This is a genomic window from Flavicella sp. IMCC45668 (assembly GCF_057219105.1).
In genome coordinates this window covers 1,779,037-1,796,829 of sequence record NZ_CM170114.1, presented here as the reverse complement: position 1 = coordinate 1,796,829, position 17,793 = coordinate 1,779,037, and the positions used below count along the sequence as shown (strand labels likewise).

15 protein-coding genes and 1 tRNA gene are annotated in these 17,793 nt (G+C 34.1%); 13 read left to right on the top strand and 3 right to left on the bottom strand.

Annotation, left to right across the window (positions count from 1 at the left end; all coding sequences use genetic code 11):
• Nucleotides 1-38 precede the first annotated feature (38 nt).
• Together AC2DZ0_RS07595 and AC2DZ0_RS07590 are read left to right on the top strand one after the other, a co-directional pair.
• On the top strand, nt 39-566 hold the full coding sequence (locus AC2DZ0_RS07595) for an inorganic diphosphatase (protein WP_484492423.1): 528 nt from the start codon (nt 39-41) through the stop codon (nt 564-566).
• Between the two features lie 132 nt (nt 567-698).
• Nucleotides 699-3,002, top strand: a complete 2,304-nt coding sequence (locus AC2DZ0_RS07590) for a sodium-translocating pyrophosphatase (RefSeq protein ID WP_484644829.1) — start codon at nt 699-701, stop codon at nt 3,000-3,002.
• Between the two features lie 56 nt (nt 3,003-3,058).
• On the opposite strand, the gene AC2DZ0_RS07585 is transcribed toward AC2DZ0_RS07590, so the two are convergent.
• Nucleotides 3,059-3,673: a deoxynucleoside kinase gene (locus AC2DZ0_RS07585; protein WP_484644716.1), complete on the bottom strand. Its 615-nt coding sequence runs from the start codon at nt 3,671-3,673 to the stop codon at nt 3,059-3,061.
• Between the two features lie 37 nt (nt 3,674-3,710).
• Nucleotides 3,711-4,289 (bottom strand): hypothetical protein, encoded by a 579-nt coding sequence (locus AC2DZ0_RS07580; RefSeq protein WP_484644714.1) that lies wholly within the window; start codon nt 4,287-4,289, stop codon nt 3,711-3,713.
• A gap of 295 nt (nt 4,290-4,584) precedes the next feature.
• Between AC2DZ0_RS07580 and AC2DZ0_RS07575 the strand changes: the two genes are divergently transcribed.
• The 9 genes from AC2DZ0_RS07575 to AC2DZ0_RS07535 all read left to right on the top strand — a co-directional run bounded on the left by AC2DZ0_RS07575 (nt 4,585) and on the right by AC2DZ0_RS07535 (nt 14,874).
• Complete coding sequence (locus AC2DZ0_RS07575; RefSeq protein ID WP_484492420.1) at nt 4,585-5,391, top strand: GLPGLI family protein; 807 nt, start codon at nt 4,585-4,587, stop codon at nt 5,389-5,391.
• Nucleotides 5,392-5,395: 4 nt separating this feature from the next.
• Nucleotides 5,396-8,092, top strand: a complete 2,697-nt coding sequence (locus AC2DZ0_RS07570) for a TonB-dependent receptor (protein ID WP_484644713.1) — start codon at nt 5,396-5,398, stop codon at nt 8,090-8,092.
• Between the two features lie 189 nt (nt 8,093-8,281).
• Nucleotides 8,282-8,752 (top strand): (2Fe-2S)-binding protein, encoded by a 471-nt coding sequence (locus AC2DZ0_RS07565; RefSeq protein WP_484644712.1) that lies wholly within the window; start codon nt 8,282-8,284, stop codon nt 8,750-8,752.
• Nucleotides 8,753-8,757: 5 nt separating this feature from the next.
• Nucleotides 8,758-10,887 carry a xanthine dehydrogenase family protein molybdopterin-binding subunit gene (locus AC2DZ0_RS07560; RefSeq protein WP_484644711.1) on the top strand — a complete coding sequence of 710 codons (2,130 nt, stop codon included), beginning with the start codon at nt 8,758-8,760 and terminating at the stop codon, nt 10,885-10,887.
• On the top strand, nt 10,887-11,921 hold the full coding sequence (locus AC2DZ0_RS07555) for an XdhC family protein (protein ID WP_484644710.1): 1,035 nt from the start codon (nt 10,887-10,889) through the stop codon (nt 11,919-11,921). Before AC2DZ0_RS07560 ends, AC2DZ0_RS07555 begins: the two co-directional genes overlap by 1 nt.
• Before the next feature lie 4 nt (nt 11,922-11,925).
• A complete protein-coding gene (locus AC2DZ0_RS07550; protein WP_484644708.1) occupies nt 11,926-12,525 on the top strand; it encodes a nucleotidyltransferase family protein in 600 nt (199 codons plus the stop codon).
• Between the two features lie 71 nt (nt 12,526-12,596).
• Nucleotides 12,597-12,670 (top strand) — tRNA-Asp (locus AC2DZ0_RS07545).
• Nucleotides 12,671-12,799: 129 nt separating this feature from the next.
• Nucleotides 12,800-14,110 (top strand): T9SS type A sorting domain-containing protein, encoded by a 1,311-nt coding sequence (locus AC2DZ0_RS07540; protein WP_484644707.1) that lies wholly within the window; start codon nt 12,800-12,802, stop codon nt 14,108-14,110.
• A 185-nt stretch (nt 14,111-14,295) separates the two neighbouring features.
• Nucleotides 14,296-14,874, top strand: a complete 579-nt coding sequence (locus tag AC2DZ0_RS07535; RefSeq protein WP_484644706.1) for a Crp/Fnr family transcriptional regulator — start codon at nt 14,296-14,298, stop codon at nt 14,872-14,874.
• 17 nt (nt 14,875-14,891) lie between these two features.
• Here the strand turns inward: AC2DZ0_RS07535 and AC2DZ0_RS07530 are convergent, their stop codons facing one another.
• A complete protein-coding gene (locus AC2DZ0_RS07530) occupies nt 14,892-16,205 on the bottom strand; it encodes a leucine-rich repeat-containing protein kinase family protein (RefSeq protein WP_484644704.1) in 1,314 nt (437 codons plus the stop codon).
• 107 nt (nt 16,206-16,312) lie between these two features.
• Here AC2DZ0_RS07530 and AC2DZ0_RS07525 point away from each other — a divergent pair, with 107 nt between their 5' ends.
• A complete protein-coding gene (locus tag AC2DZ0_RS07525; protein WP_484644703.1) occupies nt 16,313-16,879 on the top strand; it encodes a Crp/Fnr family transcriptional regulator in 567 nt (188 codons plus the stop codon).
• A gap of 81 nt (nt 16,880-16,960) precedes the next feature.
• Nucleotides 16,961-17,779, top strand: a complete 819-nt coding sequence (locus tag AC2DZ0_RS07520; protein WP_484644702.1) for an alpha/beta hydrolase — start codon at nt 16,961-16,963, stop codon at nt 17,777-17,779.
• Nucleotides 17,780-17,793: the final 14 nt, after the last annotated feature.

The following is a 17,793-nucleotide window of genomic DNA, read 5'->3' as shown; positions in this document are numbered from 1 at the left end:
TTACGGGAAATTAGTAAGCAATCAAATAAAATCAAACTATGAGTGTAAATTCACCAAAAACTTTCGATGTCTTAATAGAGATCCCAAAAGGGAGTAGAAACAAATATGAATATGACTTCGATTTGCATAAAATCCGTTTCGATAGAATGTTATTTTCTTCTATGATGTATCCAGGAGATTATGGATTCGTACCTGAAACATTAGCATTGGATAGTGATCCTTTAGATGTTTTAGTATTAGGACATCAGCCAACCTACCCAATGGTTGTAATGGAGGTTCGTCCAATTGGTGTTTTCTATATGACAGATGAAAAAGGACCGGATGAGAAAATTATTTGTGTTCCTGTTTCAGATCCTATTTGGAGTAATAAGGAAGATATTTCTGATTTAAATCCTCATAGATTAAAAGAAATTGAGCATTTCTTTAAAGTTTACAAAGACTTAGAAAAGAAAAAAGTAGATACAGGCGGTTGGGGTAATGCTGAAGCTGCTATTCAGATCTACGAAGAATGTGTAGAACGCTATGAGAATAGTGAAGATAAAAAGAAAGGAAACTTTACAATTTAATGTGATTTTTCTCATAAAATGAAAACACCGTGTTTATTAATTTAGACACGGTGTTTTTTTTGTCTATTATATTTCCCTATTTTAGAAACAACTAAACCAAAAATTAATATTTAAATCAAAATTTATTACATGATGGAATTAATCGTAAATTATTTACCTCTGTTCGGGGTATTGGCTTTAGCCTTTGTGTTCTTGAAAAACACATGGGTTTCAAAACAAGATGAAGGAAGTGAAAAAATGGCACAAATTGCACGGAATATTGCAGATGGTGCCATGTCTTTTTTAAAGGCAGAATACAAAATGCTCTCGATCTTCGTTTTGGCTGTTGCAGTATTACTTTATTTTAAAGGGAGTTCAGAAGCAGATTCCAATGGAATGGTAGCCGTGTCCTTTATCGTTGGTGCTATTTGTTCGGCTTTAGCTGGTTTTATAGGTATGAGAGTAGCAACTAAAGCCAATGTTAGAACAACACAAGCAGCCAGAACTTCATTAGGAAAGGCTCTTGAGGTTGCTTTTGCAGGAGGGGCTGTAATGGGACTTGGAGTTGTTGGACTTGGAGTATTAGGCTTAAGTGGTTTGTTTATGGTGTATAGTGCTCAAGGATGGGGACTGAATGAAGTCTTAAACGTACTTTCAGGCTTTTCTTTAGGAGCATCTTCTATTGCGTTATTTGCGCGTGTGGGTGGAGGTATATATACAAAGGCAGCTGATGTTGGTGCGGATTTAGTAGGAAAGGTAGAAGCAGGGATTCCTGAAGATCATCCTTTAAATCCAGCTACAATTGCAGATAATGTAGGTGATAATGTAGGAGATGTTGCTGGTATGGGAGCAGATTTATTTGAATCTTATGTAGGTTCTATTATTGGTACAATGGTTCTAGGAGCTTTTATTGTAACGCCTGACTTCAATGGTCTTGGTGCGGTATATTTACCACTTGTATTAGCTGCAGTAGGAATTGTAATGTCAATTATAGGTACGTTTTTTGTGAAAGTTAAAGATGGAGGGTCTCCTCATGCTGCATTAAATATTGGAGAATTTGGTTCTGCAGGTTTGATGGTGGTAGCTTCTTATTTTATTATCAATAGTTTGTTGCCAGAAAGTATTTCCGGATTGCCTTTTGGGGCGATGGGAGTCTTTTGGGCTACCATTGCTGGATTAGTTGCTGGATTGGCTGTCGGAAAAGTAACGGAATATTATACGGGAACTGGGTTTAAACCTGTGAAATCAATTATCACTCAATCAGAAACAGGATCTGCAACGAATATTATAGCAGGTTTAGGGGTAGGAATGATGTCAACTGCTGTGCCGATTATATTGATTGCGGCTGCTATTATAGTATCTCATTATTTTGCAGGATTGTATGGTATTGCTATTGCGGCAGTAGGGATGCTTGCGAATACGGGAATTCAATTGGCTGTGGATGCTTATGGGCCTATTTCTGATAATGCCGGTGGAATTGCGGAAATGGCAGAGTTGCCAAGTGAAGTAAGAGAAAGAACAGATAAGTTAGATGCGGTTGGGAATACTACCGCAGCGATTGGAAAAGGGTTTGCAATTGCTTCTGCAGCGTTAACGGCTTTAGCTTTGTTTGCTGCTTATATGAAAACAGCAAATGTAGTTGCGATTGACGTTTCCAGACCACTTATCATGGCAGGTTTATTAATAGGTGGTATGTTGCCATTTGTTTTTTCTGCGTTGTCTATGAATGCTGTAGGTAGAGCTGCGATGGCAATGATTGAAGAAGTGAGACGTCAATTTAGAGACATTCCTGCTTTGAAAGCTGCTTTGGAGATTATGAGGAAATATGATTCTGATATGTCAAAAGCATCAGATGAGGATAGATCTATTTTTGATGCTGCGGATGGTGTGGCAGAATATGATAAATGTGTGGACATCTCTACAAAGGCTTCTTTGAAAGAAATGGTATTGCCAGGAGTTTTAGCTATTGTGGTTCCGGTTGCGATTGGATTTATAGGTGGTCCTGAAATGCTAGGAGGCTTGTTAGCAGGTGTGACTACTTGTGGTGTATTGATGGCGATTTTTCAATCCAATGCTGGAGGTGCTTGGGATAATGCTAAAAAAACGATCGAAGAACAAGGAAGAAAAGGTACAGATGCTCACAAAGCTGCTGTAGTTGGAGATACAGTTGGAGATCCCTTCAAAGATACTTCTGGTCCGTCTTTAAATATTTTATTAAAACTGATGTCTGTAGTAGCCTTGGTAATTGCTCCTAGTATTGCGAATGATACTGCAGTAGCAGATTATATTAAAAAGAAAGAAGCTGAAAAACCAGCTATTGAATTGGTTATTCCTTCAGAAATTACTTCTGAAGAAGTCTTAGAGGAAAAAGAAGTAATTCAAACAGTTTCTTTTATGTACGAAATAGAAAAAACAGTTCAAATAATTACATCAGTGAAAGATGAATCTGACTGTTAATTCCATGATTTAATATATGAAAAAAGGGATCTCAATTGAGGTTCCTTTTTTTTGTTTTAAAATAGCCCATGGATTTGAGCGTCAATTTTATCAATGATCATTCCTAGGTCTTCTTGGTTTTCAACAAAATCTATATGATCAACATCAATTATTAATAATTTTCCTTTGTCATATTGAGATGCCCAAGCTTCATATCTTTCATTCAGTCTACTTAGATATTCAATACTAATGCTGTTTTCATATGCTCTACCTCGTTTGTGAATTTGGCCTACCAATGTTTTGATATCGGCTCTAAGATAGATCAGTAAATCAGGAGGAGTTACTAGGTTTTCCATCAAGTCAAACAAAGAGGAATAATTGCTGTAGTCTCTATTGGTCAATAGTCCCATTGCATGAAGGTTAGGAGCAAATATTTTCGCATCCTCATAGATGGTTCTATCTTGAATAATGTTTTTACCGCTTTTTTGAATTTTTAATATTTGATCAAAACGACTGTTCAAAAAGAAAACCTGAAGGTTGAATGACCAGCGTTCCATTTCACCATAAAAATCATCTAAGTATGGATTGTCTTCTGCATTTTCAAAATGCGCATCCCAATGGTAATGTTTTGCTAAAAGTTCTGTGAGAGTTGTTTTTCCAGCTCCAATATTTCCTGCTATCGCTACGTGCATAGATAGATTTTTATAGTAGTTTTAGTGTACTAAGATATTATTTTTTATCAGTAGAAAAAAGATATAGCTCAGAACCGTCAAAGATAAAGAAATGATTATTTAAAGTGTAGAATTTTTCAATATTAGATGGTTCTGGAAAAGTGATGGGTTGAACTACCTTTTTTGTTCTGAAAATAGTATCGTTTTGTAAGGTGTAAAGCACTCTATTGTTGTATTGAAAGTCTTTTAGATTTTTGTTTTTATAATTTTTTATAAAATTCCCTAAATAGTCATAAGTTCTAATTCCTTCTGTAGTTTGAATAAAAACATTATTTTCGGTACTTTTCATATTCAAAACGGTTGCATTCTTTAATGGTTGAGATTTAGCTAGGACTGTTTGAGTTTTAAAATTAAAATTTTCTATGGTTTTGGTGTTTGTAGTAAAAAGCCAAAGATGATTTGCCGTTCCCTTGGTTGCAAAACTTACGTCATAAGGGAGTTGAATAATATCGGTTTCATTTAATTGGCTGTCCAAAAGAACTACCACATTAAACTCTTGGTAAAAAACTACAATTTTTAAGGGATTAGTAATATCCACCGAACTAATATTTCCATAAAGAAAATTTGAGTACGACAAGATGTTGTTTTTTGTTTGTTTTGAGAGTATTGTATTACTGAAATAGTAATAATTGAAGTCATAATCACATCCAATAAAATGATCCGCTTCGAGCTTTGTTTTTTTTACCAAACTGCTTTGCGTTTGTCCGTGGAAATTGATGGAATAGAGAAGGTGAAAAAAACATAATAAATATCGCATAAAAACAAAGTTACAAAACTTAAGAATCTTTTATTGAAAAACTAAGGTTACTTATTAAACCATGTTGCGTTTCTTTGGTCTTAGTAAGAAGTGTTACTAAAAATAAAACCCAACTATGAAAAACTTATTACTAGGAATTGGTTGTATGCTGATTTCATTTTATTCATTTTCTCAAGATTTTCAAGGAGAAGCTGTATATATGTCAAAGACTAAATTTCAATTTGATTTTGGAACAAGAAAAATTCCAGAGGATGCTAAAAAGCGTATGCAAGAACGAATGGATAAGGCAATGCAAAAAACATTTGTTTTAAATTTTAATAAAGTAGCCTCTATTTATGAAGAGGAAGTAAAATTAGAGACTCAAGATAAAGGAGGAAGAGGGGCTATGTTTGCTTCTATTTTTGGTGGACCGAGTATGGGGAAAACCTACAAAAATATCGCGAAAAAAGAATCCAAAAGAGCTGTGGAGTTTTTTGGTAAAAATTTTTTAGTGGAAGATCCATTGAAGCCTTTTGCTTGGAAGTTAGAAAAGGAAACAAAAAAGATAGGGAAGTATACTTGTTTTAAAGCAACTACTTCGATTGATAAAAAAGAGAATCCTTTTGCGAAAAGTAAAGATTCATTACAAACCAAAACTATTGTGGCCGTTTGGTACTCACCAGAAATACCGGTTTCTATGGGGCCTGATAAATATTGGGGATTACCAGGGTTAATTTTAAGTGTAAATGCAGGTGACACACAAGTTATATGTACCAAGGTAGTGTTGAATGTGAAAGAAAAGAAAGAATTGAAAGCTCCCAAGAAAGGTAAAAAAGTTACGGAAGAGGAGTTTGATAAAATTGTCGAGGAAAAAACTATAGAAATGAGAGAGCGTTTCAGAAAAGGTCGTCAAGGAGGTGGCGGAAACAGACCAAAACAATAAGTTTATGAGAGGATTTAAAAATTGGTTAGCTGTTTTATTGTTGTTTTATTCTGGGGTTAATTGTGCGCAAACTATCAAAATAAAAGGAATCGTAAAAGATTCAATTGGAAGTGGCTTAGAGATGGCAAATGTTATTGCCTTTGCTTCATCAACGAATGAAATGGCAGAGTACGCAATTACAGATTCTAAGGGGCGGTATTCCATAAGCCTAGAAGCTGGTCAAGTATATGAGTTTAAGGTAAGTTATATGGGGTTTGATACTAAAACTGTATCCATTGACCTTGTAGGGGTTACAGATGATATGTCTAAAGATGTGCTATTAAAGGAAACAAAGGATTTGTTGGATGAGGTGGAAATAGCTTATGAGATGCCTGTGACAATTAAAGGAGATACGATTGTTTATAATTCAGACTCCTTTAGAAATGGAACAGAAAGAAAGCTAGGAGATGTGTTAGAAAAATTACCAGGAGTAGAGATTAATGACGATGGAGAAATTGAGATTGAAGGGAAAAGAGTCTCGAAAGTAATGGTGGAAGGGAAGGATTTTTTTGATGGTGATTCTAAGGTCGCTGTAGATAATATTCCTGCGAATGCCTTGGATAAGATAGAAGTGTTAAGGAATTATAATGAGGTGAGTCAAATGAAAGGAGTTACCAACAATGAAGATTCTATCGCAATCAATATTAGATTGAAAAAAGGGAAGGATAAATTTTGGTTTGGAGAAATAACCGCCGGTGCAGGTGTTGAAGATCGATATTTGGTGCATCCGAAGGTGTTTTTTTATAGTCCCAAAACAAGTGTGAGTATTCTAACGGATTTTAATAATATAGGGCAAGTTCCGTTTACGAATAGAGATTACTATAGGTTTACAGGTGGATTAAGGAATTTGTCTTCAAGAGGAGGAACCTCTTTGAATATTGATAGTAATACAGTTGGTTTGGCAACAACCCAAAATAATAAAGCCTTTGAATTGAATACGCAATTTGGTGCAGCTAACTTCAATCATAATCCAAATAAGAAAGTTTCATTAAGTGGTTTTGGTATTTATTCTGGTACGCAAACTGATTTGTTAGAGTTAACTACTAAAACTTACCAAGATACCGACGATATTGAAAAAATAAATAGTGCTACGGATCAGAAGAGTAAATTGGGGTTGTTTAAGTTTAGTACTGTTTATAAACCATCGGTAGACTTACAATTGGATTATGATTTGTTTATTAAAAAATCAGAGCAAGGAGAGAATTCTCTTAGAAGTTCTGAGTTGAATGATATGGGGAATGGGTATATTCTTACTGATAACAATGACGACCCCTATTCTGTTTCTCAGAATTTAAATATATATAAAACTATCGATCCAAAGAATATCTTGGCTTTTGAAGGACAGTATCTTTATCAAAAAGAACTGCCTATATTGAATTCAATTTCAGATGTTTTAAATGTAGATACTTCCTTAACTCCCCCTTTAGATAATGCACAGGAGTTCTATAATTTATTTCAAGATAAAGTTATTAGTACAGGTAGACTAGATGCTAAAGTAGATTACTATTATGTATTAAATAACCAAAGTCATTTGAATTTTACGATGGGAACTCTGTTGAGTAATCAAAAGTTTAATTCAGGTTTATTACAGATTCTAGATGATGGTTCTGAAAATTTGTTTTACGAAGATCGTTACGTGAACGATGTGTTATTTAAGTTTTCTGATATTTATTCAGGGCTTCATTATAAATTCGTAAGAAAAAAAATGACCATTGAGCCAGGAGTTTCTTTACATCTTTATACCACAAAGGATGAGCAGTTGGGGTCTGAGAACAGTTCTTCACAATATAGAATGTTGCCTGATTTTTATGCGAATTACCAATTTAAAAAAGCAGAAAGTCTTCGTTTTAGGTATAATATGACAAATCAGTTTACAGATATTAAAAAACTTTCAGAGGGACTTTTGTTTAATAATTACAATTCTGTCTATGCTGGAAATAGAAATTTAGAAAGTGCGGTTTATCATAAATATTCGTTGAGTTATTTTAGTTTCATCATGTATAATTATACAAATATCAACGCCTCTATTGATTACACAAAGAAAGAAAACACTATAAAAACAGATACAGAATTTAATGGGATTGGACAGGATAGAACGTCTATTAATTCTATTTTTCCTGATGAGACCGTATCAGCTAGGTTTCGATATGGAAGAACTTTTAGGAAGATAAAAGTGAATTTGCGTACGAATGGAAATTATTCGAAAAATTACAATATTAGAAATGGAGAATGGTTTGCAAATAATGTGTACAATTATGCCTATGGAGGTGATCTAGGAACAAATTTTAACAAGGCTCCAAATATCAAAGTGGGCTATACGAAAAGTACGAATGATTATGGTGATCGTGTCTATTATACAGATAAACCGTTTGTGAATATTGATGCTAAATTTTTGAAACATTTTATTTTTACTGCGGATTATGATTATTACAATTATCATGATCAAGCAAAAACTATTTCAAATAAGTATGCCTTTTTAAGTGCAGAACTGAGCTTTAGAATGACAGATAGTCATTGGGAATATGTTATTTCTGGTACAAACCTATTAGATACCAAGTCCTTAAATAGAGATAATATTTCTATTGCTGCCAACACAGTAACTAGTAGTAGTTATTTTGTACAGCCAAGGTTTGTCATGTTTATTTTGAAATATAATTTATAGTTCTTTTTTGTTTTAGATGTTTAATCAATTGTGCTAAACTATTTCGTACTTTATGAGTTTGTTTGATTATTAAATTTGGGTAATTAAGTAATAGTGTTGGAATAAAAATTCCTGCTTTTTTATTTATTTTATTTAATAACTTGTGATTCAGTTTTTTTACAAATGCATTATTTCAAATAAAAACGATTTATGAAGAAGTTTAAGTTACGAATCAACGGAAAATCTTTGATGGTAAAGGTTGATGAAAATACACCACTACTATGGGTTCTTAGAGATGAACTGGGGATGGTAGGAACCAAGTTTGGATGTGGAATAGGTCAATGTGGTGCGTGTACTATACATTTTAATGGGAGTGCTACTAGGAGCTGTTTATTACCTATATCTGCTGCAGTTGGCAGTGAAATCACTACTGTTGAGGGGATTTCAAAAAATAATGATCATCCCATTCAAAAAGCATGGAAAGAATTAGATGTACCACAATGTGGGTATTGTCAAGCAGGTCAAATAATGACTGCTTCTGCCTTTATTGAAGAGAATAATAACCCGACAAGAGAGGAAGTAAGAGAGGCAATGCATGGTAATATTTGTAGGTGTGCTGCTTATAATAGAATTGAAAACGCGGTTCTATTAGCAGCAAAAGAAAAACAATCAAATTCTTAAAAATAATGGGAACAATGCAAAACAGTACAGATAGAAGGTCATTTATGAAAACTTCATTGTTGGCCAGTGGTGGAATTTTGTTTGGTTTTAATCTAATAAAAGCTGTAAACCCAGATTCTTTGTTACCAAATTCAGTTGAGAAATTAAATTTTCATGATTTTAATGCCTTTATTAAAATAGCTGAAACAGGGAAAGTAACAATATATTCTCCAAATCCAGAGATTGGTCAAGGAGTAAAAACATCTATGCCAATGCTTATTGCTGAAGAGTTAGATGTAGATTGGAATGATGTTGAGGTTGTACAAGCAAAACTAGATACGCAAAATTTTAAAAGGCAAGTAGCCGGAGGAAGTCAAAGTATAAAAAGAGGTTGGAAACCCTTGAGGCAAACAGGAGCAACGGCAAGGCAAATGTTATTAAATGCTGCTGCAATACAATGGAATGTTTCTGCCGATAGTTTGATTACACGAAAAGGGTATGTTTTGCATTCCGATGGAAAAAAACTGGGCTATGGTAAGTTGGTTGTTGCTGCAGCAAAACTTGAAATACCGGTTAATGTTAAATTAAAAGAACCTAAAGATTTTTCCATAATTGGTCAGTCTAAAGGAAATGTTGATGTAGAAAAAATTACAAAGGGAGCACCTTTATTTGGAATAGATTATAGAAAAGAAGGGATGTTTTATGCAGCAGTGGTGCGTCCTCCTGCTTTTGGACAAACTTTAGTTAGTTTTGATGTCAGTGAAGCAAAAAAATATCCTGGTGTTGAAGAGGTTTTGAAATTTGACGATAATATTGCCGTTGTGGCAAAAAACACCTGGGCTGCTTTTTCAGCAAAGAAATTAATTATAGCAAAGTGGAGTTCAGATAAGGACTTGGAAGGAACTGTTGAATGGGATGCTAAAATGTTGAAACTTTTGGCAGGTAATGAATTTAAAGAACTGCGTAAAAAGGGAGATATTGAAAATGCCTTCCATACTGCAGATTCCGTTTTAGATGAGGTTTATGAAAGTTCTTTTTTACCTCATAACTGTATGGAGCCAATGAATTTTTATGCGGATGTACAATCTGATAAAATTTTATTGGCGGGTCCTGTTCAAACCCCGGAAAATTCTGTTAAAAATGTTGCTAAAAAATTAAATAGAGATGTTTCAGAAATCACGCTGGAATTGACAAGAATGGGAGGTGGTTTCGGTAGGCGTTTAAATGGAGATTTTGTGGTAGATGCAGCAGTTATATCTAATCAGGCGAAAAAACCAATCAAATTGGTGTATACTAGAGAGGATGATATGACTGGTGGAGTATATAAGCCAAATGTAAAATATAATTTTAAAGCAGCATTACAGAAAGGGACTATGTCGGGTTATCAATTAACGGAAGCTGCGGTGAATTGGAATATGTATCGTCATAATGCTCAGAATTTTCCGTTTGGAGCAGTTCCAAACTATAAAGCTAGAGTTGCAAAAATAGAAAGTCCTGTAACTGTTGGTTTTTGGAGAGCACCGGTTTCTAACTTTTTAGCATTCGCAGAACAAAGTTTTTTAGATGAGGTGGCAAAAGCTTTAAAGAAAGACCCAATAGCATATAGATTGGAATTGCTAAAGGATGTAAAAGGAAAAGTCAACTATTCTGTAGAAAGAATGACTACAGTTATTAAAAAAGTGAGAGAACTTTCTAATTGGGGAAAAAGCAAAAAAGGAGTTTATCAGGGGTTTAGCGCTTATTATAGTCATTTCTCCTATGTTGCTGAGGTGGTAGAGCTTGAGATGATTGATGAGTTACCTGTTGTTAAAAAAGTATATTGTGTGGTTGATTGTGGAGTTGTAGTAAATCCCCTTGGTGCAGATAATCAGGTAGTAGGAGGTATTATTGACGGAGCTGGACATGCGTTGTATGGAGATTTTGAATTTGAAAAAGGAAAGCCCAAAAGTTCAAATTACGATCAGTATCGACTGATTAGAATGATGGAAACACCAGAAGTTATTTGTTCGTTTATTGATAGTGATGAGGATCCTACAGGTCTTGGAGAGCCTACTTTACCTCCAATAAGTGGTGCTATCGGGAATGCTATAGAAGCAGCCACAGGAAAAAGAATACGAAAATTACCTTTTGTTAAAAACTTGAAATTAAACGCATAATGACACACGAATTTAGAAAAATAATAGATGCTTATTCTAAAGTGAATGAGACAGGACAAAAGTCGGTTCTCGCTACTGTTGTCCATGTGGAAGGCTCTTCATATAGACGAGAAGGAGCCAGGATGTTGGTGTTTGAGGATGGAAAAACAATCGGAGCAATAAGTGGGGGCTGCGTAGAAAAAGAAGTTGTTTTACAAGCACAATCTGTATTTAAATCAGGTGTTGCGAAAATTATGACTTATGATGGAAGGTTTCGACTTGGGTGCGAAGGGACTTTATTCGTTTTGTTAGAAGAATTGGATATGGATTCTGAAACTCTTGAATTGATCCATGATTCCTTTTGTAAAAGGAACGGGTTTGTAATACAGTCTTGGTTTTCATCTGAAAATGGAGAATTACCTATGGGTTCGATGATACATTTTGATACTGGAGGGAGTACTAGTATAAATAGACATATCAAACCTAGCACAAGATTGGAATGTTTTGAAGAAAAATTGGAGCCATGTTTTCAGTTGGTGCTTTTTGGAGGTGAACATGATACTGTTAAGCTTTGTGAAATTGCGGCATCGACAGGGTGGGATGTTACGGTTGTTTGTTCTCCTAAAAGTTCAAAATCGATTTTGGATTTTCCTGGTGCTTCTGAAGTTATTCTAAGTACGCCAGAGGGATTTAATGCAAGCTTGATTGATGTTGAAACAGCTGTGGTTATCATGTCTCATAACTTTGCCAAAGATGTTTTGTTTTTAAAGGCTTTAAAAGATACTAGACCTGTTTATATTGGCTTATTAGGACCCGCTAAGAGAAGAGAACAATTATTGCATGCTTATTTAGAATACCACCCTGAAGTTGATGAAGCATTTTTTGAAAAAGTTTATGGTCCCGCTGGTTTGAATATTGGTGCTGAGACGCCTCATGAAATTGCAATTTCTATTATTGCAGAAATTTTATCTGTTGTGAGGAATGAAAAAGTGATGTCATTGCAAGATAAAAAAGGAGCTATTCATAATAAAAGAGTAAAACCTAGTTACAAATAAGGAAATGAAACGAAATATAGCATGTTTGATCTTGGCAGCGGGTAGCTCTTCTAGAATGGGAAGTCAAAAGCAGTTGCTAGAATGGAGAGGTAGCACACTTTTGGGGAGTGTAGTTGCTATGGCTATTTCTGTTTTTCCTGAGGATGTTTTTGTTGTTGTTGGATCTGGAAAAGATGTGGTAGAAGAGGAGTTGTCAAAATTTAATATTCAGACTGTTTTTAATCCGGGGTGGACAGAGGGAATTGGTAAATCGATAGCCCATGGAGTAAGCAAATTAGATGGTTATGATGGAGTTTTAATATTGGTAGCGGACCAACCATTTTTGAACTCGAAGCATTTGTTGAAAATGATTGAATATTTCGACAACAATGTTCATGGAATCATCGCATCTGGTTATAGGAATATAAAGAAACCTGTAGTTCCGATTTTATTTGATAAAATATATTTTGATGAATTGATTCAATTATCAGGTGAAAAGGGAGCGCAGGAATTATTGAAAAAACATGAATCGTCAGTATTTCAGCTACATACGGATACAGAATTTGTTGATATCGATACGCCTAAAGATTATGAGAAATGCTGTAGAATGATTAATAAAAAATAATTTCATTTTTTTTGATGTTAGCCCTTGTTACATCTAAATAAAGTTCTATATTTGCAACCGCTAACAGCAACGGTCTGGTAGTTCAGCTGGTTAGAATACCTGCCTGTCACGCAGGGGGTCGCGGGTTCGAGTCCCGTCCAGACCGCAAAAGCCTCAAAACATTTGTTTTGAGGCTTTTTTTTTGTTCTTCTTTTCAAATGTTTATAATTAATTGGGGGCTTTTGTCGAATTATTTTTTTTTTGTAATTTAAAATTAAATCTAAAAAACTTAATTATGACTAAAAAACTACTACTACACGTTATTATGATTATTTCAATAAACTTATTGTTTTTTGAAAGTTACGCACAAGGAACTTTTACGGATACAGAAGCGGACGGTTCAGGAAAATTTTTATGGAGCAATATTAATAATTGGAGCGGTGGTGTTGTACCTGGAACAGGTGAAGTTGCAACTATCGCAGGTAATCCAACAATTGATGCTTCTGTTACGGTTGGAAGTATCGAGATGGGGGGAAGTGGTGATTACACGATCTCAGGAGAGGTCAATAATGTGCTGACTCTGGATTCAGATAAACCTATTAAAAATACGATGAATGCTCTTCTAACGATTGATTGTGATGTGAAAATTATGACGGTTGGAAATATAGATACTTCTGCCGGAAAAGCAAGTAATAAAATTTTATTTGCAGCGGGAAAAACATTGGATATTATTGGAAATTTGAATATTAGAAATTATTCGGATAACACGTTAGAAATTAATTGTAATGTAATTGGAACAGGAAATTTGACCACTCACAAGGGTAGTGCTTCTCATGTGGTCTTTGGAGATTTAGCTGACTTATCTGGCCACACAGGCTCTTTGCAATATCAATCCGCTGAGTCTGGAAGTTACAAGATGATTTCTAATATTGGTACAAGTGCAGGAACTGGAAAGCTAAGAGGGGTAGCTGGTGTGCTAAAGTTTAATACCGTTGGTGGTGGTGTCGTTGAAATAAACGGAGCTAATACAATGTTAGGAACTATTAATAGTAATCATCCTGCGGGTACAACAATTACTGTTGATTTGAATGCTTTTCAAACAATTAATGTTGTTAAATACAACACGGCAAGTACTCTAAATTTGGATACGAGTGGTATCTCGGAGTTAACGATTACTACTATACAAACTTCTCTTTTTACCCAATTGGGTACGCTGAATTTCACGGGGTTTCAAAATGAAAAAATTACTGTAGGTAATAATATGGACGCGGATCGATTGGGGAGAATGACACATGATTTAAGTATGGAAGCATTACTTCAAAATCCAGCGACAGATAAATTGGTGGAAAGTTCTATTTTATCCGTATCAAAAGAACAGAGTGAGAAAAACTTGGTGTATCCTAATCCTGCCAATAGTTTTGTAAATATTCATGCATCGATTGGAAGTGGAGTACGCATTTTTGATGTTTTAGGAGTTCTGATAAAGGATTTTAAATGTGAAACGGAAATTACAAACTTTCCTATTGATGATTTTCTAGGTGGAATTTATTTTGTTGAGATCTCTAATAATGGTAGAATATCTAAGACAAAGTTAATAGTGAAGTAATTTTAGAGATTGTTTTTTTATCAGCCTGCTTTTAATTTTAAAAGTAGGCTTTTTTTATCTAATAGGATTTGTTGGTATGCATTGGAAATTTATTATTATCATAAAATGCAGTTATATGATTCAATAAAATAACTGTATTTCCATAAAAAAAATTATTTTTATCGAAATACATATTCCTTATTTGAATGTCCTACGAATTATTAAAAAAGAATATTACTAAGAACCTTGTGTTATCAAAAGAAGATCAAGATTTGTTTTGTTCTAAATTTAGCTCTCAAACAATTGGTAAAAAAGAATTTCTTCTAAAGCAGGGGGAAGTTTATAAATTTGAAGGATTTGTGATAAGTGGGTGTTTTAGGGTGTTTTCTATAGATTCAAAGGGAAATGAAAATACTTTGTATTTCGCCACGAAGGATTGGTGGGTAATGGATATTGATAGCTTTTTAAATCAAAGTCCATCAGAATTAAATATTCAGGCCTTGGAAGATAGCACTGTATTGCTTATCAAAAGAAGTGATAAATTTGAGATGTATGAAAAATTACCTGCCATCGAAAAGTTATTTAGAGTTATGTCACAAAAAGCTTTGGTTGCTTGGCAAAGGAGATTGATTCATAGTAATTCTTTGACAGCAAAAGAACGATATTCTAACTTTTTGACGACTTACCCAACCATTTGTTCCAAAATTTCTGATCGTCATATTGCAAGTTATCTAGGGATTACACATGAGTTTTTAAGTAAGTTAAAAAAGCAATTGAAAGATTGAGTTGTTCTTTTTGATCATTATGATGGAATGGGTAATGCGTTAAGTATCTTTAAAATTTCTCTAAAATTTGGACGAAGCTCAACTATTGGATTCTTACAATCATTTATCAATATTTCAAGGTCGAGTATTAAACCAAAAATTTTTTCTTGAGAAGTAACAAGTCCAAGAATATCCTCAAGAAAGCAAGCATAGGCTCTGACTTCTATCTTTTCTAAATTTTTGCAGGCTTTATCGTTTTTTTTATAAAAGGAAGCAGCTCCAAAATCACTAAAGATACATTTATTAGAGGCTGCTATTAAAATATTATGGGCATATAAGTCGCCATGATTGATTCCTCTAGTATGAAGATGATGTGAAACAGAAGCAATATTTTTTGATAAATGATAAACTTCTAAAATTGTTAATTTGTTATCTTTTTCAAAGGTGTCACGTGTGCAAGATTCTAGACTTGGTGGATTTCCTAAGTTTTTATATTCTGCAGAAATTAACTGTAAAATAAGACCACTTTTAGCTTCAGGCTGCTCTTTTATTTTACCAAGAACAGGAATAAGGTTTTTATGCTGGCCGGCGGCAATGGAAACTTGCATTTCATCATCTGGTAAGCCATCACTCGTTACAGAACCTCTAAAGATTTTTAGCGCAACTTCTTTGTTTTTAGATTTCCAGCTTGCTTTAGAGATAATTCCCGAAGCACCTTCTCCTAAAATCTCTTTAATTTCAAAATCATCAAAATTGTAAGCAGTCAGTTTGTTACCAAAATTATTTGCTACAGGGATGTTGTTTCCACCAAAGGCTAACCAGGACAGTTTTGGCATTTCTAACAACCATTTTGGAATTGCGCTTAGCTTGTTAGCCGCAATTCTTAATAACTCTAAATGAGTACACTTTTGTAGTTCCTCGGGTAATTCTGAAAGCAGATTTCCTGCAACTAGAAATTTTTGCAATAGATGGCAATTTCCAATGCTTTTAGGAAGTACTGTGATTTTGTTATCGGTCAAAATCAGCCAATTTAAAAATTTTGGAAATGCGTTTTCAGGAACTGTTTCTATTTGATTGGATTTAAAACCTATCATTTTTAATGACGTACAGGATGCCAATACTTTTGGAAAAACAGTAAATTTATTTCTAGCGAAAAAAATAATTTTCAAATGTTTTAACTGATCTATGTTTTCTGGTAATTCGGATAAGTTATTGTCAGATAAATCTAAAATTTCTAGAGTGTCAGCTAAAGAAAAAATTTCATTAGGAAAGGTTTCAAGGTCGCAAGCGAGCTTTAAGGTTTTTACTCCTAATAATTTTCCAGTTCTTAAATCTTGTAGCGTTTGTGTCATGTAAATGTTTTGTGTCGCAAATGTATATTTTTCCTCAGAAATTTCTTTAGTTCATAGAATTAATTACTAATTTTAAAAGCTGAAATTTTTTCTTTTTTTTTAAAATTATGACTCCCTTCGTTGAAAATACAATTCAGGATTTTATTCCTTTAGAAAGCTCGGATTTAAAATTATTTTTATCCAAATGCGAACTGCAGGTTTACTCAAAAAACCAATGTTTTATTCATGTAGGGAAAAAGTGTGATTATTTGGGGTTTATCGTAAAAGGAGCCTTGATGTGCGTGTATCACAAAGAAGGAGATGAAATTATTGATGAGTTTTCTCTTGAAAATGAATTTATTGCCGATTATAAAAATTTTATTGACAATACAAACGCAGAGAAAGATGTTCGCTGTATTGAGAATTCAGAAATACTTGTGATCCGCAGGAAAGATCTTTACGAATTGTATGATAAGCATCAAAACTTTGAGCGAGTTGGACGTTTGATTGCAGAATCGCTATTTAAAAATTGGCAGGAGAAATCTATTTCTTTAGTAATGGATGATGCAAAAAAAAGATACCAAAAATTAATTCATGCTAGACCTTCTTTAGTGCAAAGAGTACCTCAGTATTTGATAGCATCTTATTTAGGAATCACGCCACAATCTTTGAGCCGAATTAGAAAGGAAAAATAATTTTATTAGTTACCATAGGATAATCGAATAGCCTTGGCTGTCATGCTATTTTTGTTTCATAACTATTTAAATAAAATAAATATGAAAAAAAATGTATGTCTGTTCGTGGCAGTCTTGTTGGCAATTACGGTTCAATCTCAAAATAATCTAGCAGAAAATAAAAATGTTGTTTTTATCCATGGAGCCTGGTCAACGGGTCAAGTTTGGGCACATTATGAGTCTTATTTTAAATCAAAAGGGGTTCTTGTAGATAGTCCTACATTATTGGGACATACTCCGGATTCCAAAAACGAAATAACTGGAATAAGTATGGAGGATTATGTGGATCAGTTGAGAGAAATAATTCAAAAAAAAGATGCCAAACCTGTTCTGGTGGCTCATTCTATGGGGAGTATTATTGCACAACGTTTGGCAATGGAAGGTCTTGCATCAAAACTGGTTTTGATAGCACCTCCCGTAAATTATGGTATGATGCCCCCCTCTGAAAGTATTAAAACGGTAAAATGGGTTAACAGTATTGATCATTTGAAAGAGAATACGGGCAAACCTACGTTTGAAGAAGCGGTAGAAGGTATGTTATGCAATTTGTCAGCAAAAAAACAAAAAGAGGTATACCATAAAATGGTCGATGAATCAGGGCTTGTACTGAAAGAGATGATTTGGATTAAAAATGTTTTTGGATACAAGCCGAACAAAATAAAATATTCAGAAATTAAAATTCCCGTTTTGATTGTGTCAGGCGGGCAGGATAAAGCGTCTCCTGTAAAAATAGCAGAAAAGTTAGTCAAAAAGTATAAAGGAAATGCTGAGTTGAAAGTTTTTAAAGAGAATGCTCATTGGATGCTCGAGGAAAAAAACTGGAGAGAGATTGCCACAAGTATCTTTGATTGGATTGATTAAAGGGTGAAAAGAAC

Coding starts and splice junctions, on each gene's coding strand:
- AC2DZ0_RS07595 (WP_484492423.1), top strand. CDS start 39: ATGAGTGTAAATTCACCAAAAACTTTCGATGTCTTAATAGAGATCCCA.
- AC2DZ0_RS07590 (WP_484644829.1), top strand. CDS start 699: ATGGAATTAATCGTAAATTATTTACCTCTGTTCGGGGTATTGGCTTTA.
- AC2DZ0_RS07585 (WP_484644716.1), bottom strand. CDS start 3,673: ATGCACGTAGCGATAGCAGGAAATATTGGAGCTGGAAAAACAACTCTC.
- AC2DZ0_RS07575 (WP_484492420.1), top strand. CDS start 4,585: ATGAAAAACTTATTACTAGGAATTGGTTGTATGCTGATTTCATTTTAT.
- AC2DZ0_RS07570 (WP_484644713.1), top strand. CDS start 5,396: ATGAGAGGATTTAAAAATTGGTTAGCTGTTTTATTGTTGTTTTATTCT.
- AC2DZ0_RS07565 (WP_484644712.1), top strand. CDS start 8,282: ATGAAGAAGTTTAAGTTACGAATCAACGGAAAATCTTTGATGGTAAAG.
- AC2DZ0_RS07560 (WP_484644711.1), top strand. CDS start 8,758: ATGGGAACAATGCAAAACAGTACAGATAGAAGGTCATTTATGAAAACT.
- AC2DZ0_RS07555 (WP_484644710.1), top strand. CDS start 10,887: ATGACACACGAATTTAGAAAAATAATAGATGCTTATTCTAAAGTGAAT.
- AC2DZ0_RS07550 (WP_484644708.1), top strand. CDS start 11,926: ATGAAACGAAATATAGCATGTTTGATCTTGGCAGCGGGTAGCTCTTCT.
- AC2DZ0_RS07540 (WP_484644707.1), top strand. CDS start 12,800: ATGACTAAAAAACTACTACTACACGTTATTATGATTATTTCAATAAAC.
- AC2DZ0_RS07535 (WP_484644706.1), top strand. CDS start 14,296: ATGTCCTACGAATTATTAAAAAAGAATATTACTAAGAACCTTGTGTTA.
- AC2DZ0_RS07530 (WP_484644704.1), bottom strand. CDS start 16,205: ATGACACAAACGCTACAAGATTTAAGAACTGGAAAATTATTAGGAGTA.
- AC2DZ0_RS07525 (WP_484644703.1), top strand. CDS start 16,313: ATGACTCCCTTCGTTGAAAATACAATTCAGGATTTTATTCCTTTAGAA.
- AC2DZ0_RS07520 (WP_484644702.1), top strand. CDS start 16,961: ATGAAAAAAAATGTATGTCTGTTCGTGGCAGTCTTGTTGGCAATTACG.